The 26,280-nt window shown below is 60.1% G+C and carries 18 protein-coding genes and 2 pseudogenes; 12 read left to right on the forward strand and 8 right to left on the reverse strand.

Annotation, left to right across the window (positions count from 1 at the left end; all coding sequences use genetic code 11):
- Window position 1: 1 nt before the first annotated feature.
- Window positions 2–304: pseudogene (locus tag M1D51_RS11965) on the reverse strand (glycerate kinase); the annotation flags it as partial.
- A 367-nt stretch (window positions 305–671) separates the two neighbouring features.
- Window positions 672–1,697, reverse strand: coding sequence for an Lrp/AsnC family transcriptional regulator (locus tag M1D51_RS11970; protein WP_458106636.1), 1,026 nt, complete (start codon window positions 1,695–1,697; stop codon window positions 672–674).
- A 129-nt stretch (window positions 1,698–1,826) separates the two neighbouring features.
- Between M1D51_RS11970 and M1D51_RS11975 the strand changes: the two genes are divergently transcribed.
- The 8 genes and pseudogenes from M1D51_RS11975 to M1D51_RS12010 form a co-directional block, all read left to right on the forward strand.
- On the forward strand, window positions 1,827–3,383 hold the full coding sequence (locus M1D51_RS11975) for an ABC transporter substrate-binding protein (RefSeq protein WP_458106637.1): 1,557 nt from the start codon (window positions 1,827–1,829) through the stop codon (window positions 3,381–3,383).
- A 128-nt stretch (window positions 3,384–3,511) separates the two neighbouring features.
- Window positions 3,512–4,483 (forward strand): ABC transporter permease, encoded by a 972-nt coding sequence (locus tag M1D51_RS11980; protein WP_458106638.1) that lies wholly within the window; start codon window positions 3,512–3,514, stop codon window positions 4,481–4,483.
- 7 nt (window positions 4,484–4,490) lie between these two features.
- Complete coding sequence (locus M1D51_RS11985; protein WP_458106639.1) at window positions 4,491–6,179, forward strand: dipeptide/oligopeptide/nickel ABC transporter permease/ATP-binding protein; 1,689 nt, start codon at window positions 4,491–4,493, stop codon at window positions 6,177–6,179.
- On the forward strand, window positions 6,172–7,008 hold the full coding sequence (locus tag M1D51_RS11990) for an ABC transporter ATP-binding protein (RefSeq protein WP_458106640.1): 837 nt from the start codon (window positions 6,172–6,174) through the stop codon (window positions 7,006–7,008). Before M1D51_RS11985 ends, M1D51_RS11990 begins: the two co-directional genes overlap by 8 nt.
- Window positions 7,005–8,249 carry a M20 family metallopeptidase gene (locus M1D51_RS11995; RefSeq protein ID WP_458106641.1) on the forward strand — a complete coding sequence of 415 codons (1,245 nt, stop codon included), beginning with the start codon at window positions 7,005–7,007 and terminating at the stop codon, window positions 8,247–8,249. Before M1D51_RS11990 ends, M1D51_RS11995 begins: the two co-directional genes overlap by 4 nt.
- A 285-nt stretch (window positions 8,250–8,534) precedes the next feature.
- Complete coding sequence (locus M1D51_RS12000) at window positions 8,535–10,085, forward strand: ATP-dependent acyl-CoA ligase (RefSeq protein ID WP_458106642.1); 1,551 nt, start codon at window positions 8,535–8,537, stop codon at window positions 10,083–10,085.
- Between the two features lie 45 nt (window positions 10,086–10,130).
- Complete coding sequence (locus M1D51_RS12005) at window positions 10,131–11,306, forward strand: thiolase family protein (protein ID WP_458106643.1); 1,176 nt, start codon at window positions 10,131–10,133, stop codon at window positions 11,304–11,306.
- Window positions 11,303–11,578, forward strand: a pseudogene (locus M1D51_RS12010) (Zn-ribbon domain-containing OB-fold protein); the annotation flags it as partial. The gene M1D51_RS12005 and the pseudogene M1D51_RS12010, both read left to right, overlap by 4 nt.
- Window positions 11,579–11,800: 222 nt before the next feature.
- Here the strand turns inward: M1D51_RS12010 and M1D51_RS12015 are convergent.
- Window positions 11,801–12,052, reverse strand: coding sequence for a hypothetical protein (locus tag M1D51_RS12015; protein ID WP_458109641.1), 252 nt, complete (start codon window positions 12,050–12,052; stop codon window positions 11,801–11,803).
- Window positions 12,053–12,111: 59 nt separating this feature from the next.
- Here M1D51_RS12015 and M1D51_RS12020 point away from each other — a divergent pair, with 59 nt between their 5' ends.
- Window positions 12,112–12,903, forward strand: coding sequence for a cyclase family protein (locus tag M1D51_RS12020; protein ID WP_458106644.1), 792 nt, complete (start codon window positions 12,112–12,114; stop codon window positions 12,901–12,903).
- Window positions 12,900–14,576: a thiamine pyrophosphate-binding protein gene (locus tag M1D51_RS12025; RefSeq protein WP_458106645.1), complete on the forward strand. Its 1,677-nt coding sequence runs from the start codon at window positions 12,900–12,902 to the stop codon at window positions 14,574–14,576. Before M1D51_RS12020 ends, M1D51_RS12025 begins: the two co-directional genes overlap by 4 nt.
- A 109-nt stretch (window positions 14,577–14,685) precedes the next feature.
- Here the strand turns inward: M1D51_RS12025 and M1D51_RS12030 are convergent, their stop codons facing one another.
- Together M1D51_RS12030 and M1D51_RS12035 are read right to left on the reverse strand one after the other, a co-directional pair.
- Complete coding sequence (locus tag M1D51_RS12030; RefSeq protein WP_458106646.1) at window positions 14,686–15,936, reverse strand: amidohydrolase; 1,251 nt, start codon at window positions 15,934–15,936, stop codon at window positions 14,686–14,688.
- A gap of 46 nt (window positions 15,937–15,982) precedes the next feature.
- Window positions 15,983–16,876, reverse strand: coding sequence for a sugar phosphate isomerase/epimerase family protein (locus tag M1D51_RS12035; protein ID WP_458106647.1), 894 nt, complete (start codon window positions 16,874–16,876; stop codon window positions 15,983–15,985).
- 160 nt (window positions 16,877–17,036) lie between these two features.
- Here M1D51_RS12035 and M1D51_RS12040 point away from each other — a divergent pair, with 160 nt between their 5' ends.
- On the forward strand, window positions 17,037–18,203 hold the full coding sequence (locus M1D51_RS12040; protein WP_458106648.1) for an ROK family protein: 1,167 nt from the start codon (window positions 17,037–17,039) through the stop codon (window positions 18,201–18,203).
- Between the two features lie 277 nt (window positions 18,204–18,480).
- On the opposite strand, the gene M1D51_RS12045 is transcribed toward M1D51_RS12040, so the two are convergent.
- Complete coding sequence (locus tag M1D51_RS12045) at window positions 18,481–19,476, reverse strand: LacI family DNA-binding transcriptional regulator (protein ID WP_458106649.1); 996 nt, start codon at window positions 19,474–19,476, stop codon at window positions 18,481–18,483.
- A 268-nt stretch (window positions 19,477–19,744) separates the two neighbouring features.
- On the opposite strand from M1D51_RS12045, the gene M1D51_RS12050 reads away from it, so the two are divergent.
- Complete coding sequence (locus tag M1D51_RS12050) at window positions 19,745–21,262, forward strand: cellulase family glycosylhydrolase (RefSeq protein WP_458106650.1); 1,518 nt, start codon at window positions 19,745–19,747, stop codon at window positions 21,260–21,262.
- 77 nt (window positions 21,263–21,339) lie between these two features.
- Here M1D51_RS12050 and M1D51_RS12055 read toward each other — a convergent pair whose 3' ends face one another.
- Together M1D51_RS12055 and M1D51_RS12060 are read right to left on the reverse strand one after the other, a co-directional pair.
- Window positions 21,340–23,862: a family 78 glycoside hydrolase catalytic domain gene (locus M1D51_RS12055; protein ID WP_458106651.1), complete on the reverse strand. Its 2,523-nt coding sequence runs from the start codon at window positions 23,860–23,862 to the stop codon at window positions 21,340–21,342.
- Window positions 23,859–26,180, reverse strand: coding sequence for a beta-galactosidase (locus M1D51_RS12060; RefSeq protein ID WP_458106652.1), 2,322 nt, complete (start codon window positions 26,178–26,180; stop codon window positions 23,859–23,861). The genes M1D51_RS12055 and M1D51_RS12060 overlap by 4 nt, the downstream gene beginning before the upstream one ends.
- Between the last annotated feature and the right edge of the window lie 100 nt (window positions 26,181–26,280).

A 26,280-nucleotide genomic window follows, 5' to 3' on the forward strand; every position in this document is an offset into this window, starting at 1 on the left:
CGATGTGCGCCAGGCCTGAAGCCATCGCGGTCTCAGTGACGGCGCCGGCCCCGCCTAAAGCGTCCTTGCGGATCGCCCAGGAAGCTCCGACAGGCTTAAGGATGGGGCCCACGACTGCGTTGTTTCGCTCTTCTTAGCCGGCGGCGATAGCGGCATCCAGCGTGCCTTCGCCACTGTCGGCCACCGGGAGCTGGGTGGTCATGGCACCCTGGTAAACACGGAGGGCGCCTTCGGCCATGGCTGACGCGGCTTCGGCGGCGGTCAGTGATCCCTTGAACTTGTCCGTGGCGATGAGGATACGCATGGACCCATCTCGCCAACTTCTTTAGGCTGATCAGCCAATGAGTCGCGCAGCGATCGCGGCAACGACTCTTGAGCCCGGAGAAGACGCGCAACAACTCGTCCTAAACCTAAGGAACACAGCGTCAGAACCCATTCAACGTTTCCTAGCAACACAGCAACGATCGCTCATGGCTCGTCATTTCTGATTTCCGTTGCAGCCGTGGATAGAGGCTGCATGATTATTCTGAGACTTTTTGAACAGAGCCTTCGGTGCGACTGCTACGTTGGAGATCTGGGAGAGGCCCGGCCCTTACGTGCACGGCGAACTGCCGTGAGATCGGTAGTTTGGCGCCAGTTATTGTTTGCTTCACACGGCGCACCCTGGCAGATCAAACCTCAAGAACATTCTCGTTTCCGTTCAGTGGAACAAATCTCCGGTGACTACTATCGACTTCTAGAATATGACCCAGTCTCTTCGCAATCCGGGGAACGATCCAGCGGTCATGGATCTCAATATGCGGATATGCGGACGTGATCCTGTGCTCGATGTTGTCCAACTCTTCCAAATCATGAAGCCAAAGAAGGACCGCAAGGTTTGCCTGGCCTGTCACCAAGGCGCAGAACCGGGCTTGGTTCAACCTCGTCAGGGAGTCCACCACTCGGTCCTGATCGGTTCGGTTGACGTTGAGCCACAACACCGCCGCAGCTGACCATCCCATGAGTTGCTGCGCGAAGTCGACCTGCCAACGCACCCAGTCGGCGGAGAGCACGGCCTCAATATCCCGTGCAACTACCGCACTTGACCTCCCGGTCTCGGCTTGGACATCAGCCGCTGTTCTGCGAGCGTCAGTCTCGAGTGCCTTGATGATTTCTTGGTAGGAGGCTTTCCGCTCCACGCTCTTCGCTGGAGGCTTCAGATTTTCAAGCGCCTTGATTTGCGCGGGGCTGAGCGCTTGAAGACGCCAACTCGAACCCTCGAAGAACACCTTGCGCAGGTAATGGGTTTGGGTGGCGATTATCCCGGGTATCGAGGCTATATGCTCATCAACGTAGCGATCAGTTTCGACGAGGCTGGGTGTGGAGATAAGTACGAACAGATCGCGTGATCCAGAAGTGCAATTGACACTAAAGATCGGGGGCTTGTTGGCCAGCTCTTCAATCACCTCGCCGCGACGGCCGGATATGCAGCGCACTTCTACGAGCGCGGACACACCACCATTACGCGTCTTCTGCGCACCACTGTCGTAGCAGGTCATCCACGCCCGTCTTTCGGAAACCAGAGTGCTCCATCGCCGGGAGATTGTGGAAGCATCTACAGCCAGGACCTTGCTGAGCTGAGCCCAGGAAACCCGGGGGTGAATCTGCAGTGCGTTGATAATTTGGAAATCCAGAGCGTCCGCCATGAACAGGATCATGCGCCCTTATTGCTGGAAATGGCAATATCTTGCACTTGTGTGACAGAAAACACCCCGTACGTGGCGGCTCCCCTAGGCTTGAAAGCACATTCCTTGGGCCCCGGCTTAAGTACCCACCTAGGAGATCGAATGCATCACCGCGCGTATTTTTCAGTTGCCGCCGTTACCGCGGCCGTCTTCGTGGTTTCCGGCTGCAGTGGCGGCGCCGATGGCGGCGCTACGGCCGCGACGGACACCGTGAACATGTCTCTCACCACTGATCCGTCATCCTTTGACCCCACGCTTGCACGAGGCGCGGATGACTACACTATGGCTCCGCTTCTTTTCGACACTCTCCTCCGCAAAGACGACGATGGAGCCTTGGTCGGGGGCCTAGCCAGCAAGTGGGAAGCAGTCGATGCATCCAACTACACGCTCCAGATCCGCGACGATGCAAAGTGTGCCGATGGCACACTTATTACGCCGGCCGTGGTGGCGGCTTCCCTCAGCCGATTCGCGTCGCCTGAGACCGGCTCGTCTGGCCGGTCCCTCGCATTTGGAGCCGCGAAAGCCACTTTCGCCGCGGACGACGCTGCCAAGATCGTCAAAGTGACGCTGTCGGCCGGATGGTCTGATTTCCTCACCGGGCTGGCCCTGCCACAATCAGGCATCGTTTGTCCGGCCGGTCTCGCTGATCTCAAGGGCTTGTCTGCTGGCACCGTTCAGGGTGCCTTCTCGGGACCTTACACCGTGGAATCTGCCCAACCGGCTGTTAAGTATGAGCTCGCACTCCGGGGCGACTACAGTGCATGGCCCGCGTTCAGCAAACCCTTGGAAGGCACTCCAGCGAAGAACCTGGTCTTCACACCGATCAGCGAATACTCGACGATCGCCACCCAATTGCTCGCTGGCAGCTTGGACATCGGAGGCGTGGCCGACGAAAACGTTGCCCGTTTCAAAGACAACGATGGATTCACCCAGCAAAGCGCGGCTAACAACACCACGTACATACTCTTCAACGAACGTCCGGGCACCGCGTTTGCTGACAGGCCCGACCTTCGAAAGGCAGTCGCTCAAGCGATCGACCCAAAGGCCTTCAGCGATATCATTAGCGACTCGAGGGGAAAGCCGATCCTCTCTGTCGGATCGGAAAACATCAAGTGCGTGAACACGGATACTGCCCTAATCACGCCTCTTGACCCTGATGCCGCAGCCAAGGTCCTAGCCGGAGTCAAGATCCGCATTGTGGGCACCACCTTCCTGACGGAAGGAAATGAATATGTTGCCGAAGCCCTTCGCAAGGCCGGAGCCGATGTGGACGTGAAGTCACTGGACAATGGCGCGTGGTCTGCACTGACGGGCAAGGGCGGCACCGACTGGGATATCAACGTCCAAGGCGACAACAACCTGATGGGCACCTTGCCTTCTTCTTTGCTACGGGTGATGGGCCCTCCTTCCGAGACCGGAGGCCGCAACAAAACCGGCGCCGTCAATGAGGAAGGCTACGCGGCTCTCGTGGCAGGCATGAATGCCGTTGATGCAGAAAAGCAGTGCGACGCATTCATGAAAGCACAGACTTCCTTCCTCGAGCGTGTAGACGCCGTTCCCCTGGCCACCCTGCCGTTTGTCACCGTCGCTGCCAAAGGATTCAGCATTCGCCAGTTTGGTGAATACATGGACCCAGCCACGATTCGGATCGACAAATAGCATTTCCATCCCAGTTTGAAAGCAGCTTTGAGATGACTGAAAACACAAACCGGGGGGTTCAATCTTCAGAGGCCTCTGTCCTCGAAGCATTTCCACCGCCCAACGCTGTGCAGACACCGCCAAGGGCAATGCCTCCTTGGCTGTCCTTCGCTATCCGGCGCGGAGCGAGCCTTATCGTCACGTTCCTGGCTCTGGTGGTGGTGTCCTTCCTGATCGTTCAACTTATTCCTGGCGACCCGGCTTTCGCTATCGCCGGTGCCGACGCCGACCTTGCCGATGTTGAGCGGGTTCGCCAGGAACTGGGCCTTGATCTTCCCCTTGCTCAGCAGTTCATAACTTACATGGGCCAGGTGCTGTCCGGTGATCTGGGAACATCGTTCATTTACCGCCAACCCGTGGCCACCGTCATTTTGAGCCGTTTGCCATTCACAGCAACAATCGCAGTCGCAGGCATTGTCACTGTGCTGTTGATCGCCATCCCACTAGGCATGCTTGTGGGACTGCTCACCCGAGGCGGTAGGCGGAACTGGTTGGATACCGGGTTCGGAGTCGTCACGGGCTTCCTCGATTCCATCCCGGGATACATCGTGGCCACGTTCCTTGTGGTTCTCTTCGCTTTGGGCATTGGAATCTTCCCGATGCTTCCACCCGCTTACTCCACCAGAATGGTAGCTGAATCCTTCATGCTCCCGGTGGCAGCACTCGTCATCGGGCCGATTTGCACCGTGTCCAGAGTAGTTCGGCGCGAGACTGCTGTAGTTCTTGAAAACGACTACATGCGAACAGCACGAGGATGGCGACTTCCGGCCTCCAAGCAGTACGTGAAGTGGGCACTTCCGAACTTACTGACCACGACGCTCACACTGAGCGGACTGATCTTCAGCGGAATGATAGGCGGAGCCATTGTCATCGAATCCGTTTTCGCACTCCCCGGGCTTGGAACGGGAATCATCAAAGCGATTCTTGACCGTGATTACCCAGTCATTCAAGGCATGGTCATTGTCATCGGCATGATCGCCGCAGCGATCAATTTGCTGGTGGACGTCGTGCTTGGCCTCATTGACTCCCGAAACCTTGGAGGTAGCCATGCAAACGCGTAGCAGACGGATGACATGGAACGCAGGGTTGATTTCCGGCCTGCTGCTCTTCCTGGCTATAGTCGTGATCGCCGTCGTCGCACCCATTGTTTTCGGAAGTGCTGCGGAAGAATCTGGATCACGCCAAGGACCTTCGGCAGAGCACTGGCTGGGAACCGACACCGCCGGACATGACATGCTGCTCCGCAGCCTGGTGGCAACCCGGCTAACACTGCTCATGACCATCGGCGCCACGGCCATTGCCGTCGTGGCAGGGGTCCTGCTGGGTACCAGCGTCTGGCTCATGAGAGGCCGGACCCGGGAGGTCTGCCTGCGAGTGATCGACGGTATGGTGGCCTTTCCCGCCCTGCTTTTGGCCCTCGTGGTGGCTGCTGTCCTGGGGGCAGGAGGCACATCGGCTGTGGTGGCGATTGGCATTGCCGGCGTCCCGTACTTTGCGCGGCTGACCGGCAACCTGGCCGCCAAAGTCTCCCAGCAGGACTACATCACTACAGCCCGCCTGCTCGGAGTCAAGAACACCCGAATCGTGGTGAAGCACATGCTGCCGAATATGGCAGAGCCCCTGCTGGTGCTTTCAGCATCAACGTTTGCACAGTCGCTGACCGCAATCTCTGCGCTGTCTTTCGTGGGCCTTGGCGTGCAATCACCGGCGTACGACTGGGGCAAACTCCTCAACGAAGCGCTCCCATCGCTTCTGGCGGGTCGTCCCTACCAGATGGTGGGACCGGCTTCGCTGATCATCATGACGGGCATCGCCGCGATCCTCATAGGCGACGGTCTTGCCGCCATGGCGAATCCTCGGTCATCGATGAAGCGTGCACCTGCCTTGACCGTTTCCAGCGGAAACGTCATGCCGCAGAATGAGGACAAAAACTTGGCGGCAAGCATCAGGGACCTGCAGATCTCAGCAGGGTGCGTGCCCCTGGTCAAGGGGGTCTCCTTGGACATCAAAGAGGGCGAGATCCTTGGGATCGTAGGTGAAAGCGGATCAGGCAAAACATTGACCGCCATGGCTCTGGCGAAGTTGCTTCCGGACGGTCTGTCTTCACGGGCTTCGCAGCTGACGGTTGATGAGCTGGACCTCCTGGGCCCGGTTCCTGCACGTCGCATGGCTGAGACTGTGGCGCTGATCTACCAAGATCCAGGCTCAACCTTCAACCCCTCACTGCGCATGGGGACACAGCTCACAGAGGTACTGACAACGCACAAGGGGATGACCAAAACGAAGGCCCGCAGACGGGTTCTTGAATCACTTCGCATGGTAAGGATGACCCTTCCTGAGTTGCGGATGAAGCAACACCCCCACGAGCTCTCAGGCGGCATGCGGCAACGGGCGATGATCGCCTCCGCCTTGGCAAATGAGCCTCGGTTGATCATCGCCGATGAACCCACCACCGCCTTGGACGTCACCGTTCAAGCTGACATTCTCCGGGAACTCAAGCGCATTAATCGGGACTATAGGACGTCCATGATGTTCATTTCACACGACATCGGCGTTGTTCGAGCCCTATGCGACCGGGTGGTCGTCATGTACCGCGGAGAGATCGTAGAAACGATCGACGCCGCCAAGCTGACGGTGGACCAAGTGCAGCACGAGTACACCCAATCCCTTTTGGCGGCCACGCCGGACATCAGCGATCCCTTGCCTGACCGAAGACGTGCCATCATCGACTCCAGTGAGGGAGTACTCCATGTCTGAACCCCGCAATGTCATCGAAATCAAGGACCTCGACGTGAGGTACGGCTGGGGACGCAGCTCAGTCCAGGTCCTGCACGGCGTCTCCATGGATGTCCCCGCCGGGTGCACGGTGGGCGTCGTGGGAGAGTCAGGATCCGGTAAATCAACGCTCGCCAAGACCTTGGTTGGGACACTCACGCCAACCGGTGGGGCAGTCACGATCAACGGCGTAAATGTCTCATCCGTGCGGGGCGCCGAACGCTTGAAGCTCAGGAGGAAAGTTCTGCAAATGATCCCGCAGGATCCGTTCTCCTCCCTCAACCCAAGGCACACCATCGGTGAAGCTCTGGCCGAAGCCCTGGACCCACGGCATGCGAACGTCAAGAAACACCGGAATGTTATTGCCGAATGGCTCGAGCGGGTCAAAATGCCCGTTGACGCCATGTACCGGTACCCGCACGAATTTTCCGGAGGGCAACGACAACGGGTAGCCATTGCACGCGGGCTGATTCCTGAGCCCACTGTGGTGATCGCGGATGAAATTACCTCTGCTCTTGACGTTTCCGTCCAAGCCGAAATTCTCAGCCTGATCTCTGGCCTGCGCCGCGATTTGAACCTGACAATGATCTTTATCTCCCACAATCTCGCGGTGGTTCGGCAGGTCAGCGACGAGGTAGCTGTCATGTACCAAGGTCGGGTTGTGGAACATCGCGGGACGTCGGAGCTGTTCGCTGCCCCACAGCATCCCTACACTCAGTCATTGCTCAGGGCAGTTCCGGGGACGCCTGGATTCTCCCTCGATCCTGATGTAACGGAGTTTACTTCAGACGAGAATCGAGAAATTGCATGATCGGCGAATCCACATATCGCGGGGGCACGCCCGACTTTGGCCACAGGGACGATGAGCTGTTGCGTGCTGAACTCGATGGGATCAGCGAAGCCCTTCTGGACATAAGCCATGCTATCCATTCCCGGCCCGAGACCAGATTCGAGGAGTACTTCGCCTCCAAACTTCTGGTGGACAAACTCAGCTCGGAAGGCTTTCTGGTTACGCAGAACCTGGCAGGTCTACCCACGGCGTTTCGTGCAGAGTACACAGTCAGTGAAGGCGGCCCCACGCTGGCGTTCTTCTGTGAGTACGATGCCTTGGAAGAGATCGGACACGGCTGCGGGCACAACATAGTCGCAGCAGCCGGAATTGGTGCAGCACTGCTCACTAAAAGGTGGTTGATGAAAAATCCGCAGTGGCCAGGGAAGGTAGTGGTCATCGGCAGCCCGGGCGAGGAAGGCGGAGGGGGTAAGGCTCTGCTGCTGGACGGCAATGCTTTGGACGGCATCGATGCTGCAATGTTGATCCATCCGGAAGGATACACGTTGTCTGCCATGACCACTTTGGCCCGTGCCATGCTGGACTTCAACTTCCGCGGCAAGGCCGCGCACGCCGCAGTGAGCCCGGAAAAGGGCATCAATGCTCTTGATGCATCCGTTCTAACCCTCACCGCCATAGGCTTGCTGCGCCAACAACTACCCTCCGATGTGCGGGTGCACGCAATCGTCACTCACGGTGGCGATGTACCAAATATCATTCCCGAAACTGCCTCCATTCGGGCATTTGTCCGCGCGCCAGACACCAGATTGCTGATGGACAACCTCGTTCCCCGGGTTTCAGACTGCGCCAGGGGCGCCGCTTTGGCCACAGGCACCACGGTGGAGATCACCTCGTCCGCCCCACCGTATGCGGCTATGACGCCGAATCCAATCCTGGCCCAATTAGTTGAGTCCAATTTTCTTCGCGTTGGCCGGAAGCCCGAGCCTCCTCTCCGTCATGTCCTGCCAGGCTCGACCGACATGGGGAATGTCAGCCAGCACATACCGTCAATCCATCCCGTCATCGAATTGGAGGCCGGTGTTGGCCTTCACAGCAGGGAAGCGTCGGCTCTGGCCGGTAGTTCACAGGGAGACCAGGCTGTAGTGGATGGCGCCTTGGTCCTGGCGATGACAGCCGTTCAGCTGCTGGGTTCGCCGGACCTGGTCCACCAGATGAAGGCCGCTTTCAGTGAAGGGAACCAGCCACGAGACGCCCCGGGCTGACCCCCTAGCTTTCCTGTCATTACCGGCGGCCCGGTCCAGTCACTTCAGTGAATTGCGGACTCCGCCGGTTGATCCTTCATGCCCAATTCCTTCAAAGTCACTGGCCAGCCCTATCTTCGCAGGCGTGGCAATTACCAAAGGCGCAAAGCAATGACCCCTCCAGAACCACAGATCCAAGACCATCAAACACGGCGGACTCTGACGTCAGAGCTCCACGAACCGGACGCTGAACCGTGGATTGGTCTCACTGAGAAATTTCCCCCCGAAGAACGTACGGTGCCCGCCATGCTTCTGGCGCAAGCAGCCCTCTACGGCGACCGAGCGCTGTGCTCCTTCGACTCCGGAGAGATCTCCTTCAACCAAGCAGTATCGTTGGCCCGGCGCGGGGCCGCAGCACTCGAACACGCTGGCGTTAAAAAGGGTGACCGTATTGTTCTTATATGCGGAAATCGTCCGGAATTCCTCGAAGTCTTCCTCGGAGCATCCTGGCTCGGCGCCATCACCGTTCCGTTGAACACAGCCTCCAAGGGGGCACAGCTTCAACACATTCTAGAAAACTCCGAAGCCCGCCTCCTCATCAGCGAGACCGAGTTCCTTGCCCGTCTGACATCGGTCTCCGTCACTGCCACCGCGCTTGAGCGCATCCTCACTATTCCAAGCGACGGGGACCATCCAACGCACGGCACTTCGCTTCCGACAGCACGGTGGGCGATTTCGCACGAATCAGTTTCAGGGCCGTCCGAAATTCACCCAAATGAACCGTTGGCCATCCTCTACACCTCCGGGACAACGGGCCTGTCCAAGGGCGTTCTCTGCCCCCATGCACAGTACTTTTGGTGGGCAACGAACAGTGCCAAGGTCCTGGAACTGCAGCAAGGGGACGTTTTACTGACAACCCTTCCACTCTTTCATGTAAACGCACTTAGCGCCTTCTTCCAAGCGCTGATCACTGGATCCAAGCTCATTATCAAGAAACGCTTCTCAGCGTCCGGATTCCTCGAATCCTTGCAGGCCAGCAAGGCCACCGTGACGTATTTGCTAGGTGCGATGGTTCCGATTTTGCTATCCACACCTGGCACGGACCGGGACAGCAACCACCATCTGCGCACAGTTCTCGCACCGGGAGTACCAGCAGCAGCTTCCATCGCCTTTGACAGCAGATTCGGGGTGGAGCTCATCGACGGTTTCGCATCCACCGAGACCAACTTCGTCATTGGCTCACCGCCCAGCCAAAGGAGATTGGGAACCATGGGCAAAGTCCGGCCGGGTTTCTACGCAAAAGTCGTCGACGAACTGGACAACGAGCTTCAACCGGGCGTGCCCGGTGAACTGATTCTTCGGGCAGAGGACCCTTTCGCCTTCGCCACCGGCTACTTCGGGATGCCGGACAAAACGGTGGAAGCGTGGCGCAACCTCTGGCTGCACACTGGCGACCGCGTCGTCTGCGACGAGGACGGATACTTCCGCTTCGTCGACCGGATCAAGGACGTCATCCGCCGACGAGGTGAGAATATCTCCTCGTACGAAGTTGAGCAGGCCATAGCCCTCCACCCATCAGTGAAGACGGCCGCAGTATTCCCTGTCCAGTCCGAGCTCGCAGAAGACGACGTCATGTGCGCGGTGATTCTTCGTGACAACGCGCGCCTGTCTGCCGAGGAATTGTTGGACCACTGCCAGCAGTTGATCTCCTACTTCTCCGTTCCGCGCTATGTCGACTTTGTCGAGGCACTGCCTGTTACCGAGAACGGCAAGATCAAGAAATTCCAGCTGCGCGAATCTGGGATTACCCCGACCACCTGGGACAGGGAACAGAACGGATACATCGTCAAACGTTGACGACCAAAAGTCGGGAACCAATTCCCCATCGAAGAAAGTTGCAGCATGTCTTCCCCGCGAATGAAGTACGACGGCGTCGCCGTCGCCGTGCCGGTCACGGTGCCGTACGAGAGATTTTCGAATAACTCCGCACAATGGTGGATCGCCAGAGCACTCAAGATGCTGTTGGACGGCTCCGGACTAGCGAAGCAGCAGATTGACGGGCTTGCCCTGTCAAGCTTCACCCTTGCCCCCGACAACCCCGTTAGCATCACGCAGCACTTGGGCCTTTCCCCGCGCTGGCTGGACGGAATCGCTTTGGGGGGAGCCTCGGGTGTGGTGGCACTGCGAAGAGGCGCAAGGGCTGTACAGGCAGGTGATGCGAACGTTATTGCCTGCATTGCCGCCGATACGAATCGTCCTGGTTCATTCCGGAGCCTGGTGTCCAACTTCAGTAGGTTCGCACAAGATGCTTCCTATCCCTACGGGGGCGCTGGCCCGAATGCAAACTTCGCCCTGCTCACGGACTACTACATGCGTTCCTATGGTGCGACGGCCGAGGATTTTGGGAAGCTGGCTGTCTCACAGAGGGAGAATGCTTCCGCCACGCCGTGGGCCCTGCTGAAGAAGCCGTTAACAATGCGCAACTACCTCGACGCCCGGCCCATAGCGGATCCTCTTCGGCTTTTCGACTGTGTGCTGCCCTGTGCGGGCGCGGAAGCGTTCCTCATTATGCGCGATGACATGGCCCAGGACCTGGGAATCCCCTTCGCTCGCATCAGGGGCACCATCGAACGCCACAACGCATACTCCGGTGACGTGGTCCAACACCGCGGTGGCTGGTCAGTAGACGCCGGTGAACTGTGGACCACTGCCGGCATCCGCCCGGAGGACACGGACTTCGTCCAAACCTATGATGACTACCCCGTCATTTCGATGCTCCAATTTGAGGATCTCGGCTTCTGCGCCAAGGGCGAAGGACCGGACTTTGTCCGGGCGCATGAATTCGGCGTTGACGGCACCTTCCCGCACAACACTTCCGGCGGCCAGCTCTCCACCGGACAGGCCGGAGCTGCCGGAGGCCATCTGGGAGTGGTGGAAGCAATCCGACAACTCGCTGACACTGCACCTAAACAACTCCCGGCCAGAAACGGAATCGGCGTGGTTTCTGGTTTCGGGATGATCAATTACGACCGCGGCCTGTGTTCCGCAGCTGCTGTCCTCTCCAGGAGCAACTCATGACTACCTTCAACGGGACGCACCCGGCACACGCCCGAAGCGTGGCGGCGGCGGGCTTGGTCCGGGGCGCCGCAACCGGGCGATTCATCCTGCAGCGATGCCAGGATTGCAGCAAGGTGCAATACCCGCCACGGGACGCCTGCCACAATTGCCTGGGGATTGAATTGGTCTGGGAAGACGCTGATCGGAGAGGGGTCCTGTCAGCGAAAACCACAATTCATGCAAGTAACGAACCCTACTTTCAGGAAAGACTGCCATGGACCGTCGGAACAGTGGCGTCCCAGGAAGGACCATCCATCCTGGCCCACCTGTTGAAGGGATGTTTACCAGGCGAGCCCGTGCTCATGGATTTGCGATTGGATCCGGCCGGACGTGGGGTGGTGGTTGCTCGGCCCGCAAACCAAATCTTGGCCTCGAGCACGTCACATTCCAGACCGCAAGAGGACGATTTCCTTGGCGACCCAAGTGGCATGCGGATCCTGGTCACCGATGGCTGCTCAATGCTGGGCCATTTTGTCATCGCCGGCCTCCTGGGACGTGGGGTCAAAGCGGTGACAGCGGGCTGTCCCGGAAACGAGGGTGTCTGCCCCGAGCACGAAGCGGGTGGCCGTTTGAACTGGATCACCGTACCAACCGACAGTGCTTGGCCCTCCCGTGAGTGGAATCTGGCCGCTCAGCTCCCGGACCCGGACAGTTTGGATGAAGGCCACGTATTCGACGCCGTCTTTGACACCACCGCCTGAAGTCATCACCCCATTTTCGTGAAGTCCTCTTCACACCAACTTACGCAGCAAGCGATAGGAGAACAATGTCTGTTCTGGCCGGGCTCACTGCAGCCCTTTCGAGTGGTTCGGTGGAAATCATCGATCTCACCACGCCCCTGAGTTCCGAGACCCCCATCCTGAACCTGCCGCAGCCGTTCGCGAATACGGTGGGGCTTTCCGTCTCCCCGGTGAGCAATTTCGACGACGCCGGACCGGCTTGGGCGTGGAACGACGTCACCGTGGGCGAACACGCCGGGACGCACCTGGATGCTCCGGTGCACTGGATCACGGGCAAGGACGGCAAGTCCGTGGACCAGATCGAGCCGCACCGCCTGGTGGGACCGGTAGCGGTGATCGACAAGACCGCCGAGGTTTCCGCGGACCCTGACTTCCTCCTTGAACCGGAACACTTTGAGCAGTGGCAGTCTGAGCATGGGTTGTTCCCTGAGAATTGCTGGGTCATTTTCCGCACCGGTTGGGCGGCCCGCGGCGCTGACGCTGCGGCTTTCGTCAACGCGGACGACGCCGGTCCCCACACTCCCGGGGTCTCAGCCGCGGGTGCCAAGTGGCTTGCGGGCAACGCCTCGATCAGCGGTTTCGGTGTGGAGACCGTGGGGATCGACGCCGGCCAGGCCGGTTCGTTGGATCCGATGTTTCCCGTGCACTCGTTCCTCCTGGGCGCGGACAAGTATGGTGTGACCTCGCTGCGGAACGTGGACCGGCTCCCCGTCACGGGCGCCACGCTGGTGGTGGCGCCGCTGCCGATCGTGGGCGGCACGGGAAGTCCCAGCCGCGTGTACGCACTGATTGAAAAAGATGCGGTGGAAAAGGCATGAGCGAGCAGGTACGGGTTTCCACGCTGGTGGGTAGGACGCTGGCGAAGCTCGGCGTCGGACACGTTTTCGGTGTGGTGGGCTCCGGTAATTTTGATGTCACGGGCACCCTCATGGCCGAAGGAATTCCTTTCACCGCGGCCCGGCACGAGGGCGGCGCCGCGACCATGGCGGACGCGTACTCTCGGATGTCCGGCAAGGTGGGTGTGGTCTCCACCCATCAGGGGTGCGGGCTGAGCAACGCCATCACTGGGATCGGCGAAGCAGCCAAAAGCCGCACGCCCATGATCGTGCTGACCGCTGACACCCAGGCCGCCGCGATCAGGTCCAACTTCAAGATCGACCAGGACGGCTTAGCCCGCAGCGTAGGAGCTGTGGCCGAGCGCATCCACTCCCCCGCAAGCGCTGTTGCGGACACTGTCAGGGCCTTCCGGACGGCTGTGAACGAGCGCCGCACGGTGGTCCTGAGCCTGCCGCTGGATGTCCAAGGTGCCAGTTCGGCAGATGAGGTGAGTGCCGCCGTCGTGCCTGAGCCTTTAAAGGTTCGCCCGGATACTGGCGCCGTTGAGCAGCTGGTGTCGCTGATTTCTGCCGCGGAACGGCCCGTGTTCGTCGCCGGACGCGGCGGCAGGGGCGCACGGGAAGAGATCCTGGAGCTGGCCCGGCACGCGGGCGCGCTGGTGGCAACGTCCGCTGTGGCGAGCGGTCTGTTCAACGGTGACTCCCACAACCTTGGAATTTCCGGCGGTTTCTCCTCACCGCTGACGGCCGAGCTGATCAGCGGCGCGGACCTGATTGTGGGGTGGGGATGCGCGCTGAACATGTGGACCATGCGGCACGGACGGCTGATCTCCGCCGGCACCAAAGTAGTGCAGATCGACGTCGAAGATTCCGCGCTCGGCGCCAACCGGCCCATCACCCTCGGCCTGCTGGGGGACTCAGCGCTCACTGCCGCGGATGCGTTGACGGCCCTGCGCTCCGGGCAGTCCGAGCCGGCTGAAAAGTACCGCACTGAAGCCAACGCCCTGGCCATCAAGCAGGGCTCAAGGTGGCGGGATGTAGAAACCCCTGATCTGTCCACCTCCATGGCTATCGATCCCCGCGTCCTCACCCGTGAACTCGATACCCTGCTCCCTGCGGAACGGATCGTGGCCGTGGATTCGGGCAACTTCATGGGCTACCCCAGCCAATACCTCGCCGTGCCGGATGAATTCGGTTTTTGCTTCACCCAAGCGTTCCAGGCAATCGGGCTGGGCCTCTACACGGCCGTCGGGGCGGCCCTGGCCCAACCACACCGCCTGCCCGTGCTGGGTGCCGGAGACGGAGGCTTCCTCATGGGCATCAGCGAACTCGAAACAGCCGCCCGGCTGAAGCTGCCCCTGGTGTGCATCGTCTACAACGACGCAGCTTACGGTGCCGAGGTGCATCACTTCGCTTCGGAACACTCCGAAGCAGAGCTCGCCAGCGTGGTGTTCCCGGAGACGGACATAGCTGCAATTGCGCGCGGATTCGGGGCTGAAGGTGTGACGGTACGGACCGTGGCGGACCTGGAAGCTGTGCGTCCGTGGATCGCGGCCTACGAAGCCGGAACCCAGGACCGGCCTCTGGTGATCGACGCGAAAATCGCCTCCGACGGCGGATCGTGGTGGCTGGCGGAGGCGTTCCAAGGCCACTAAGCACTAGCCAAGCAGCTGTAAGAAAGACGGGCCGGAGGCTACCAGCTTCCGGCCCGTGCACTTAGTGTTGAACCCCCAAGTTTTGTGGGACAGTATCACGCGCTGAGGGTCACCCTCGCAGGAGTGCCTCCAGGACGTCCACGGCCAAAGGAATGGTTCTCTCATCCGCGTCAAAAGTGGCGCTGTGATGAGGACCAGAGCTGGCCGCGCCCACCATGAGGTACGCCCCGATGCCGTTTTGCTGTTGAACTCGTCGGATCATGAGATTAGCGTCATCGCTGCCAGCCAGTGTTTGCGTCCTGTGGATTGTTTGGACCTGAGGATGCTTTGCGAAAGCGTCGACGACGAGGTCGATCATCTGCTCATCCGGGCGGATTGTGGCCGATTGTCCCATGACGGAAACCTCGTGCTCCACCCCCTGGGCAAGGCTTGCTCCCGCGACAATCTCCCGGATCCTTGAAGTAACCTCCTCAACGACGTCGTCGTCGGTTGCCCGTGCCTCACAGGTCATGGTTGCCGAAGCCGGAACGATGTTTACACCCTCGCCTGCATTCAGGGTGCCAACATTGACTCTGGTATCCGCCGTGCTGAACCGGGGAATACCCATTATCCCGATTGCTGCTGTGGAGGCGGCAATCAGTGCATTCCTTCCCGCTTCCGGCATTCCAGCTGCATGAGAGGCGCGGCCCGAGAAATTAACCAGAAGCTTCCGTGTTGCCATCCCGCCCGTGAAGCTTCCAACAACATCTCCGAAGGGCATTCCGCCTGCGACGTGAATCGCGAGCATGTGGTCAATTCCGTCCACAACCCCTGCATCAATCATCGTTTGAGCGCCGCGGACGCCCTCTTCGGCGGGTTGAAAAAGTACACGGAGCGATCCCGGGAAACCTTGGTCGGAAAGCCGATGCAACAGCCCAACCCCAATACTCGTATGCACGTCGTGACCGCAAGCATGCATGGCACCGACTTTTGAAGCGAAACCCTGGTCAGCAGGAAAGTGCCCCTCAGCAACCGACTCGAACATGGGCAGAGCGTCCATATCAACCCTCAAGCCCCAGCGTGGACCGGCCCTATCACCTGCAAGATCAACGACCAGGGCGGTGCCGTTATCGCGAAAGTAGACGGCCCTATCGGGCGCAATTCCCGACTCGACGGCGAGGTCCGTCCACGCGGCCATCGTGTCCGCCGTAGGGAAGTTAACTACCTGGCTGAGGTTGCTGGCGGCGGCGCCTGAGGTGATGTTTACGGGCAGCCCAGCAAGAGACGCCTCTACCCTGGCAGCAGTGCCCACTTCCGCGAACGCTGGTTCGGGGTGCCTGTGAAGTTCTCGCCTCAACGCAATTAATTGCTCATTGTTCACTTCGGTCTCCCTCACGCGTAATGGTCACGGCGTTGTCTTGGAAGGCTCATGACAGTGATTTGAACCAGTCACCGCAAACTTTGATGCTTTCTTCAGCCGTGGGACGGTTCCCCTTGTCCACCTCGATCACAGTCCAGCCCGAATATCCAGGAAGCAGGGCGCCGAAAATCTCGTTGAAGTCCGTGTCGCCGGTGCCCGGTTCCGTCCATAGGACTCTCTGGACTGCGCTCTTGTAATCAAGCTTTTCAGACCTGGCGTCCCTGGCCGCGTCCATAAAGAGGTCCTTAATATGGACACCTTCCACCCGATCAGCATAATCAGCCAGGATTGACGTGACATCAGCCCCTGCCCACGCCAAATGGCCAGTGTCCGGACCGAACTTCAACAGGCTGGACGGTATGGCATCGAGCACGGAGCGCGTCTCTGATTCTGTTTCTATCCAGGTCCCCACGTGGGGATGGAGGGCTGGAACCACCCCGGCTGCGGTCACAACCTCAGCTGCGGTTCCCACGTAGTCGATAATAATGTTCATCCTGTCATCCGAATACTGATGCCCAACAGCCGAATGCTGATCTACGCGTGCGCTGCCCAAGGCCATACCCAGCGCGAGAAATGACAGCTCGCTGCCTGCGGCAGCGTTTGCCTCCGCTGTGGCCTTACTACGCCGCAAGTGTTCCGTGCGAAGTTCGGGGTCGTCGGACCACCTAAGTCCAACGTATCCCGGTCCCGCAGCAAGCCCAGCGCTCTCAAGTTTCTTGCGATACGTGTCAGGGGACATTCCCGCCGGCACGGCGCAGTGGACAAACTCGAAGCCTTGAGAGGCGATGTAGTCCAATTGCTGCTCCAACGGTGGGGCGATGCTGGGGTCGATCCAGCCATCGTCCGTGGCCATGTACTGGAGAGGGTTAAGGGCAATGCGGTTCCTATTGATGTTCATCATTTTCCTTGTTCCATCCGGCCCGCTCGTATCTCTGCGGGTTTTTTACTGGCTTCTTTTCAATATTGAAAGAAACTAAGATTGTTCACCAGATGCCGGGATAAATTTGATATCGAACAAAGGATGAAACTTGCAGATTCTTGGGCATGAAGGAAGTAATGGTTTGATTCTTGTACCGGTAGTGATGGGACAAGCAACCAGCCGCGCAGGTATTGCTCGCATCACGGGCTTGGCGAGATCGACGGTGGGCATATACGTAGACCGGATGATCACCCAAGGTTGGCTCGTTGAGAGTGCCGAATTGAACAGGGGCAGTGGGCGTCCCTCACGGCGTCTGAAACTGGGCGAAAAGGCCGGCGTGGTGGCCGTCGTTGAGCTTGACTCAACCTCTGCGCACATTGCCGTATTGGACTTGGGCTCAACCATACTGGCGCGAAAGTCCGTACCCACACGGCCGATGGCCTCCGTGCAGGATGCCACTGGCCACGTTGTTTCCTCCATAAAGGAAGTGCTCAGTAGCGTTGGACAAAATGACGGCCTTCGTTGGCTGGTCCTTGGTGTTCCTTCTCCGGTAGATGCGCTCCGCGATGTTGCCGAGTCCGTGTCGCGGTCCGGTTACTGGTGGGATGGCGTGAAGTTGCGGGATGAGATTGTGCTCCACACTGATGTTCCCGTGACCATGGAGAATGATGCCAACCTACGTGCCATCTGCGAATCGACGAATGCTCCGGGGGCTGGTCCCATGATTTACGTTCACCTCTCCACAGGGATAGGAGCCGGAATCATAGGCGCCGATGGTGAGCTCTACCGGGGTGCAGACGGCGTTGCGGGAGATATCGGGCATCAGAGAATTGGAAACAGGTCCGTGAAACTGTGTGCCTGCGGCCGCAGAGGATGCCTCGGGGAAAAAGTTACCCGACGCTCAGTGCTTGCGGATTTAGGCCTCCTGGATGAGAAGGATCAGGAATCCGGAATGGCGGCACTGAGACTCAGGCTTCGGCAGGGTGACCCGGCCACCTTGGACCGGGTTCGCGAGTATGCGTCACTGGCAGGCGAACTCATTGCCTCCGCTGCCAACTTCTACAATCCGAGAACCGTCATCCTGGGCGGCGATATGGCGTACCTGGGTGACGAGGTACTCTCTGGAGTGCGGGCGGCGATTTATGAACACTCACTGCCGATCATAAGTCGCGGCCTATCGGTCAAACTGTCAACGCAGCGATCGGATGGAGGGTTCATTGGGGGCGGTCAACTAGCTGCCCGGGTAGTGCTGGACACCATGACGCTTGGTACTCCGACGGTGGCAAATAGACCGTCCACCGCTGGGTAGTCGCTATAGCCACCCTCGATCCGCAGAGACTTCGTCGGGCTAGCTTCTGGTCCGGTACAAGAGCCGCGCGAGCAGCCGGCGAAGTTGAGACATGATGCCTAAATTACGATCCGTTGGGCTGCAGCGGCCAATGCGCGAACATTGGAGCAAAAACACTCTGACGAGGAGTATTCCGTGCCGTGTGACATACAAACCAAGCCTACCGGGAAGCAAAGATCCCAAACGTCGAGAGTGCGGCGATGCGTACTGCGTGGGCAGGCTTGTTTTGTCCAAGTTTTCAGGCAGATTCTCGGATTACTAGGGAGGTAGGCACCGTGACGGAGGCCATGGCGCCTCCATCGAGGCCTATCTTCAACTGAACGACCATCTGACGTGCGACATCGGCGAGTGATTGTCGAACAGTTGTCAGTTGCGGGCTGGTTTGCTCTGCAATGGTTGAGTCATCGAATCCGGCCAGTGCGATCTGACCTGGAACGGGGATGCGTGACTCGTGCAGGACGTCCAGAGCGCCCGCTGCGAGGAGGTCAGAGGCTGCAAATACTGAGTCGATGCCGGGGTGTTTAGTGAGTAGCCTTTGCATTGCCGCTCTTCCGGCAGCGCGTGAGTACTCGCCAGCATCAATGATCCGGTCCTTCTGAACGAGGCCGGGCGCCGCATCTGTAAAGGCAGCGACGCGCGACTGTGTGCCGCTGGTTTCGAGATGGCTGGCGATTACGGCGGTCTGGCGATAACCCCGGGCGACAAAGTGGCGTGCTAGTTGCCGCGCTCCCGGAGCATCGTCCGCGGCGACGAACGGCAGAGGGTCCTCGCCGGAGAATGGATGCCCACAGGCAATTGCCGGCATGCGGTGATTCGTCAGCAGCGCGGTCAGCTCATCATTTTCCCCTTCTCCTACAGAGACGAGGATGACGCCGTCGACGTGTCCTGCGTTGACGAAACGTGCCACCCGGGCGCGCTCGGATGGTGATGCGGCCGTGAGGAGCATCGGAGCATAGTCATGTTTGGCCAGCTCCTCGCCAACAACTTGGAGTAGGACCGCGTAGTTCGGATCCTCGAACAAGCGCACCGGCGGGGCGCCCAGGACGAAGGCAATGAGTCCTGTCCGGCTGTTGACGAGCGATCTTGCACTGGCGCTTGCTACGAAACCAGTGGATTCAACAGCTTCCAGGACGGCCGCGCGGGTCTTGGCACTTACCCAGTCATGTCCGTTGATTACCCGCGAAACAGTGCCGTTGGAGACCCCGGCAACCCGCGCGACATCTTGGATCGTCACGGCCCGGCCAGGCCTTCTTGGCCTTGGCTTGGTGAGCGCCCGCTCTTCCATGGAACTCCCTCGTTTATCCATCATCCTTCGATCAGCCCACTACACCAACCACTAGACCGGGCCCGATTCTGCAACCGCTTTCAGCCTATACCCGACATCTTGCAGCCCAACGTTGTCAATGCCCTGTGAAGTGGCTGACATCCAGAGAAGCTTCAACTCAAGCGTTTTTAGTAGACATGTGTCTCTTTTTCAACGTCGACATCGGAGTAAAATTCCTGTGAAATCAACCGGAACCCTGACTGCCGCAGTTGCCGCGGTCCTCACTGCGGCAGGAGCTGCGATGTCCACCGTCCCAGCGCCTGCCGAAGACAGCGGCGCTACCGCCATCGAAAGCGTCGTGGTAAACGCCGACTACACGCAGGTCATTAACCCGACGGCGAAGCCGTCACTGTTTGGATTGGCGAATGAGCCGAGCCGGGCGCATCAGGATGCGGTGTACCCGCTGTTCCAGCGGGTGGGTGTGAAGCTTCAACGAGGCACCATTCACATGGACCGTTTGTTCACCGACAAATTCCCCAATATGACCGTTCAGGACTACCTGAGCAACGTTGGGGAAGTGCAGAACCCTGACAATTGGGACTGGAGCATTCTTTCCTGGCTGGACCAGGCCAAGGCCCGTGGAATCACTACCCAAATGAACATCCTTCAGGCTCCCGCCTGGCTGACGTTTAGCGGAACGAACAGCGGGATCCCGAAAGATTGGAGTATTTGGCAGGACATAGTCCGCAAGGTAGTTGAACGCAATGCGGCCAAAATCGACCAGATTGACATCTTGAATGAGCCCATGACTTCCCCGATGGTTACCCGCGCGGGAAGCCCCTACCGTTCCCAGCAGTCCGCTGCCGCGGATCTATACCTATACACGGTCAAAGCGATCCGCTCGGTGAACCAGAGTGTCATCGTCGGCGGCGACGGTGACGACAAGCAGGGCGGCGACTTCGGAGCGATGGGGACCATTCTGCGCGATCCCCGGCTGTCGCCAACCGACATCCAGTTCGTCTCCTTCCACGTGTACTCCCCTGATGTTGTCGCCAACGCCAAACTCCCCGAGCTGAAGGCACTTCTGGAGGCAACCGGTCACGCCGGCATTCCCATTTATCTCAACGAGTGGAACCATAACTACTTCGGTGACACCACGGCACCGCAGGTTGTTGGACGGCAGGCAACAACCTTTGTTGCTAGTACTCTGATCAATCTCGCCAACCAGCCGATCATCACTGGTGCGGGCTTCATGTCCTCCGTTCCGGGCAACGTCGAGCTGGATCCGGTCGAGAATTGCCCTGGCTGCATCATCAATCAGGCGATCTACGATTGGAACGGCGACTCAGCAGCCCTTTGGCCTCAAGCCCGCGCCTACCGGTTGATGTCTGTTGACGCCGGTCTCGGTGACGGTGAATTTTCCACCGTGGCAACCACCGCCGGTGGGTTGACCAACGCCGTTGCCTTCACCAATGTGCATGGCCAGAAGGGCGTGATCCTGGTCAATGACACGGCGTCCCCCAAGGAAGTTGATGCAACACTGGAGGCCACCGGTTACACCGCGAAGAACGTCACCGTAAGGGTCTACACGGCCGATACGGGGTTGAACACCGGTGACCTGCCGACGCATGCCAACCCTGCTGCGGTGAAGGCTGGGAACGTGACAGTGCATGATGTTGCCGTTCCTGCTTTCTCGGCAGTGGCTGTGGTCCTGGATGACAGCGGAACGTCCTCTTCGGCGGCCAACGCCGGCTAGAGCATCCGATCACGCAAAGGAATCCCAGTTCCGATTCCGTCGGGACGGAGACTCCATTGCTTCTATGGGTCCGGTTGCTATGCCGGCTGCTCGATCGGATTCCTGGCATCGCTCGTCCGCCGGGCGGCATTGACGTCCCGGCCGAAGGTTATTTCGACGTGAGGTGGAGCGTCGTAGGTCAGCTCGACGGTGCTCCCGTTGCGGTGCCATTGGATATCGAAAAGTCCGGCAGGTGAATCGAAGCGCAGAGATGCCGACGGTATCGACAGAGGTGCCGGGTCGATGACGACTTTTCTCCAGCCGATATCGCTCCTGTCCCTGCGCAGTCCTCCGGCCCGACCGACGATCCATTCGTCGATGGCGCTGAGCATGAAGTGGTTTTGGGAAGCGACGCCCTCGGTGGCGGTGTTGGCTTGCCATGATTCCGTGAGCGAGGTGGCACCGGAGGCGATCTGGTGTCCGTAGCCGGCTATGTCTTCCCGCCGGATCAGATTGTAGATCAGGGCATCGTGGCCCCGGTCGGACAGCGCGCTGATCAGCGACGGGAGGGCGATTTCGCCAACGGTGATGGATTGCCCGGCGGACTCAATGCTGGCGACCAGTTGGCTGAACACGTGGGTTTCTTCGCCTGGTTGCAAAGCGCGTGAATCGAGGGCAAGAGCGTGGCAAGCCTGGCTGCCTGTTCCCCACCGGCCGGATTCTTCGTTGAAGAACCCTTCCCGCCATCTGGTCCAGACCTCATCAGCCCGTTGCTGCCGCGCGTGGGCGGCGGGGACATCGCCGAGAGCTGTGGCAAGTCTTGCCGCTGTGTCCAGTGCTCGCGCCCAGCCCCACGTGGCGACGAGCGCTACGGGGGTTGATTCGTCGATCTCGACCCAGTCACCGAGGCCGTACTCCAGCAGTCCATCCGTGGATCGGTCCTGCAGGTAGGCGAGGTAGCGTTCGATGGCCGGTTCCGCGATGCGTGCCGAAGTGAGGTCTCCGTAGTGGCTGTAGAGCTTCCAGGGGAGTTCGATGATGGTGCGGCCCCAGTTGGGGTCGTCCCGGAATGCCGTGTAGTCGCCGCGGGAGGGAAAGAAGTCAAAAACGACTTGTTCAGGGGCGATGTTGGGAATCAATCCCGCCGGTGTCTGGGCGGCGACCATATGGCCGACGGCGTCCTTCAGGTGCGCTTGGACGTCGTAGCCGCGAGCGAGGTTGTCGAAACAGAAGTGCAGTTGCTCCAACCACCCCAGCTTTTCCCGGTGGGGGCAGTCTGTGAAGACGTTGAACATGTTGCCGCGGACTGCGCTGTCGATGATGTCGTGCAGCCGTTGCAGGAAAGAATCTTCGATCGTGAAGGCCTGCACGGCTTTATTGTTGGCTCGCATCGTTTCGAATTGGACGGCATCTGCGGGTTCGGCGCTGTCCAGTCCGGTGACTTCCAAATAGCGGCCTCCGTGGTAGACGAAGGAAGGTCTCCACTCAGTTGTGTCGGCGTGGATGACGACCGAATCCCAGATCGGCATGCCCGTGGTGGACTGATCGATCCGGCCCTGGTCGTCCAGGAGTTCCGACGGCGCTACCCTCACCGTGGTTCCGGGGTTTGTTGTGCTGGTCCGGATGACCGGACGTCCGACGACGTTGACACCCAGGTCCAGCAAGCGCCGGCCGTCGGCGGCGCGATCTGTTGCAACCGGTGTGATCAGGTTACCGGGCACCACGGGGGGTGCGCTGCGCCAGAAGACCGGCCTTGCCGCGACCCTGGCCGAGCCGGGGTACCAGGCTCCCGCTGCAGTGCCGTCGTGGTCTTCCCCGCCGTACCAGTGGGCGACGGTGGTGGGTCCCTGACGTGAGTGCCATGATTCGCCCGTGGCAACGACGTCTGTGCTCCCATCGGCGTAGCTCAGCTCCAGCCGCGCCCGGGCTGAGGGCAGGGACGAACCGTCGTCGGAGTACTTGGTGTAGCGGCCATCGATCCGGGGCACGTAGGCCGCTCCCCCGCCCAGGCTCAGGACTAGTCGGTGGTAGCCGGGGGCCAAGCCTTCTGTGACGTCCCAGACGACGGCAGGTGTGGATCCATCCTGTCGGGCATATCCGGGTTCGAGGACGGCCGGCAGTGCCTGAATGCCGTCGATGGTCGGTTCCACAACGCCGGTGGCGGTGATGTACAGGCGTGCTTTCCGGAGTCCCTGACGAACCTCGATGTCGGTGGCGAGCTCCGGAAAACCCGTGCGGAGTTTGGGGTCCGCCGTGGGGGTCCACGCCGGATGAGTGATGGCCGCGGCTTCCCATTCGTCATCGCTCCATAATGGCGCTTCGATCCACCCGGGCGCGCTCCACCGGGTTTGCCCACCGGAGGTCACGCCCACGGACCACGCCACAGATTGCCGGGAAGACAATGCCGCGAAAGGCCATTCCACCGATGTCGTCCCAGGCACAAGGTTCAGGATCCGGGTTCCCGCTTCGGGAACAATCTCATCTGTAGCGTCAATCCGCACACTGATGGCTTCAACTGTGCTGGCCGCACCGCGGAGCCGCCAGGAAAGGAAAGGCGTTGCCGTGCTGACACCCAAGGGGTTATGGCGGCCGTCTGCCCTGAGCCCGTAGGCGGAAATCATCGTGCGCCCGCCAGCGCCGCGGTGGGCAGGGGCGAGCGGTGTTCTGTCCGGCGGCGCGCGCTGACGCTTACAGCCGGCTCAGCGCCGGGTAGTTCGGTGCGGGCACCGGCCGGGAGCCAGACTCGGGTGTCCAAGGCCAGCGGCAGGATCTGGATTTCCAAAGATCCACCGGTGGGGGCTATATCGCGCAGGTTCACTGTCCAAAGCGACCCATCACCAAAGCGGTCTGCAGTCTTCACCCCGTCTACGCTCAGCACGGCCACGTCTCCTGTCCACTCGATTTCGAGCACGGCGTCCGTGCCTGGATCTGAGGCCCAGTCAGGAATCTGAAGGGAGAACCGTGCTGCCCGCTCATCGATTTCGGCGAACCCGGGTGCCGAGGGGCGTCCGTCTTGTTCGCCGTACTCCGAAAGTGGAGCCGTTGCGGGGCGGATGAGCTGTGTTTCGGCTCGTTCAGGCTGCAAGCCCTGCGGAACAGATAGGGGGGCGAACCGGCCAGCGGCGCGGTCGAAGGCTTCGACACTGCTGCGGGCCCCGTATGACGTAACGATCAAATCCGATCCATCGATGGTCAGTTCCTCTGAGCTGACCAGCAGCTGTCGGGCACCGTTGACGTCGAGGACCCAGGTCTTGGCGGCATCGTCGGAAGAAAGTACCAGGAATCGGACTCCTCCCGCGGTCAGGATTGTCCGCCCGTTATGCAGCCGAACAATGCCCGGCTCGAGGAAACAGAGTTCGTCCGTGGAAGTGATGTCCGTGTCTGGGGCAAATGCCAGCTCGACCGGGACGTTTTTCTCAGCGGCGAGGACGACGGTTTGGATCTGTCCTGGTTCTTCCAGCACGGTAACCAGGGATGCGGTCGCCCACCGGAGTTCAGGTCCGGCCGTGGCGAATCCGAATGGCCAACGGGCAACTGTTCCTGCCGGGATGGTGACAGGTTCCTGGGGGAACACGAGGTTCTGGTCATGCAGTTCGATCTGGAACTGGACGTTGGCGATGTCGTCCAGGGGCTCGTGGGGCTGGCACATGGTGACAAACACGAAGCCGGCTGTCCCGTTGCTCCGAACGGCCCAACGCAGCGTGCGGGCGTCATCAACCCCCGAGGGCAGGACTTCCGGGAGCGTGGAAGGCATCTGGGCAAGGCGATCCCCGACAGCGGACAAGAATGCGTGCTGCAGCCGCAGCGGCGCGTGCGCCTGACCGGTCCGTCCGCTGGCGCCGACCGGTGCATGGAAGTCGTAATCGAACTGGGGCATGTCATTGGGGTACCCCGTGGCGTGGCTTTCCTGCATGTCCGGGGCCGGGTTAAGGCCTCCTGCGTACATGTAGTAGCCCTGCCAGGCTGATCCGTTTCCCAGTTTGTTGTTCGCCACGGCAGCGATTTGGTCCCCAGTCAGCAAAGGCCTTCGGTGATAGGCGGTAGCCATCCCGCCGCCGAGTTCGCAGGTAACCGGGGGGAACGCCTCTGACGGGGAACGGGGATCCGGTTCGAAAGCAACTCCGACGGTTTTGCGGACGTCCGCGCCGATTCCAGGGTCGTCCCAGACGTGCGAGAAGAAGAAATGCTCCCGGAACGTGTAGTCCCACGGGGCATCCGGGGCAACCCAGAAGCCGTCCGCGTAGCCGCCGAACATAGGCAGGACTTCATCGCCGGGCAGCTCAGCGCCGCCCCAGGCGGTGGCCATCCAAAGCGGGGCGGTGAGCCCCGCATTCCGGGCCAGATGTTTGAGCGTGGCGATGTGGCCCGCCTGATCGTACAGCTCGTTTTCGATCTGGATGCCGGTGATCGGACTGTCGGGACCACACAGCGATGACAGCTGCGAGCCGAGAGCGGCCAACCAGGGCCGAACCAACGCAAGGTATCCGGGGTCGTCGGTACGGTGGGCCACCGGCGCTTCCTGCACCCAATCAGGGAAGCCTCCGTTACGGACCTCCCCATGACACCACGGCCCAATCCGAAGCACGACATCAAGGCCCAGCGAGCCGCACAGTTCGATGAAAGCGGCCACGTCACGGTTCTCGTCGAACCGAGGATCTTCCGGAGTCGGCTGGTGGTGGATCCAGATCACGTACGCGGCCACCGTGTTCACGCCTCCGGAGACCAACAACCGGAGCCGGCGCTCCCATTCACGGCGCGGCACACGGCTGAAATGGAACTCTCCAGAGACCGGGATGTAGGGCCGTCCGTCTCTTTCGACGTATCGGGACGTGATCGCCACACGCTGGTGACGGTCCTCGGAATTGGACATTGCCGGGCGGGTCAGCGGCGTTTCCCACGGGCGATGCCGCAGGACGAGGGGAGAAGAAAGATCAGTCACGGGGGGCCTTCACAGTGGTGGGGGATCTGGAGGATTGGGAACTCAAGTCAGAGCCTACCTAAAAACGTTATCAGTCGGAAGGTGCCTGAAAATAGGGCCT

The sequence above is a fragment of the Arthrobacter sp. R3-55 genome (assembly GCF_054161505.1).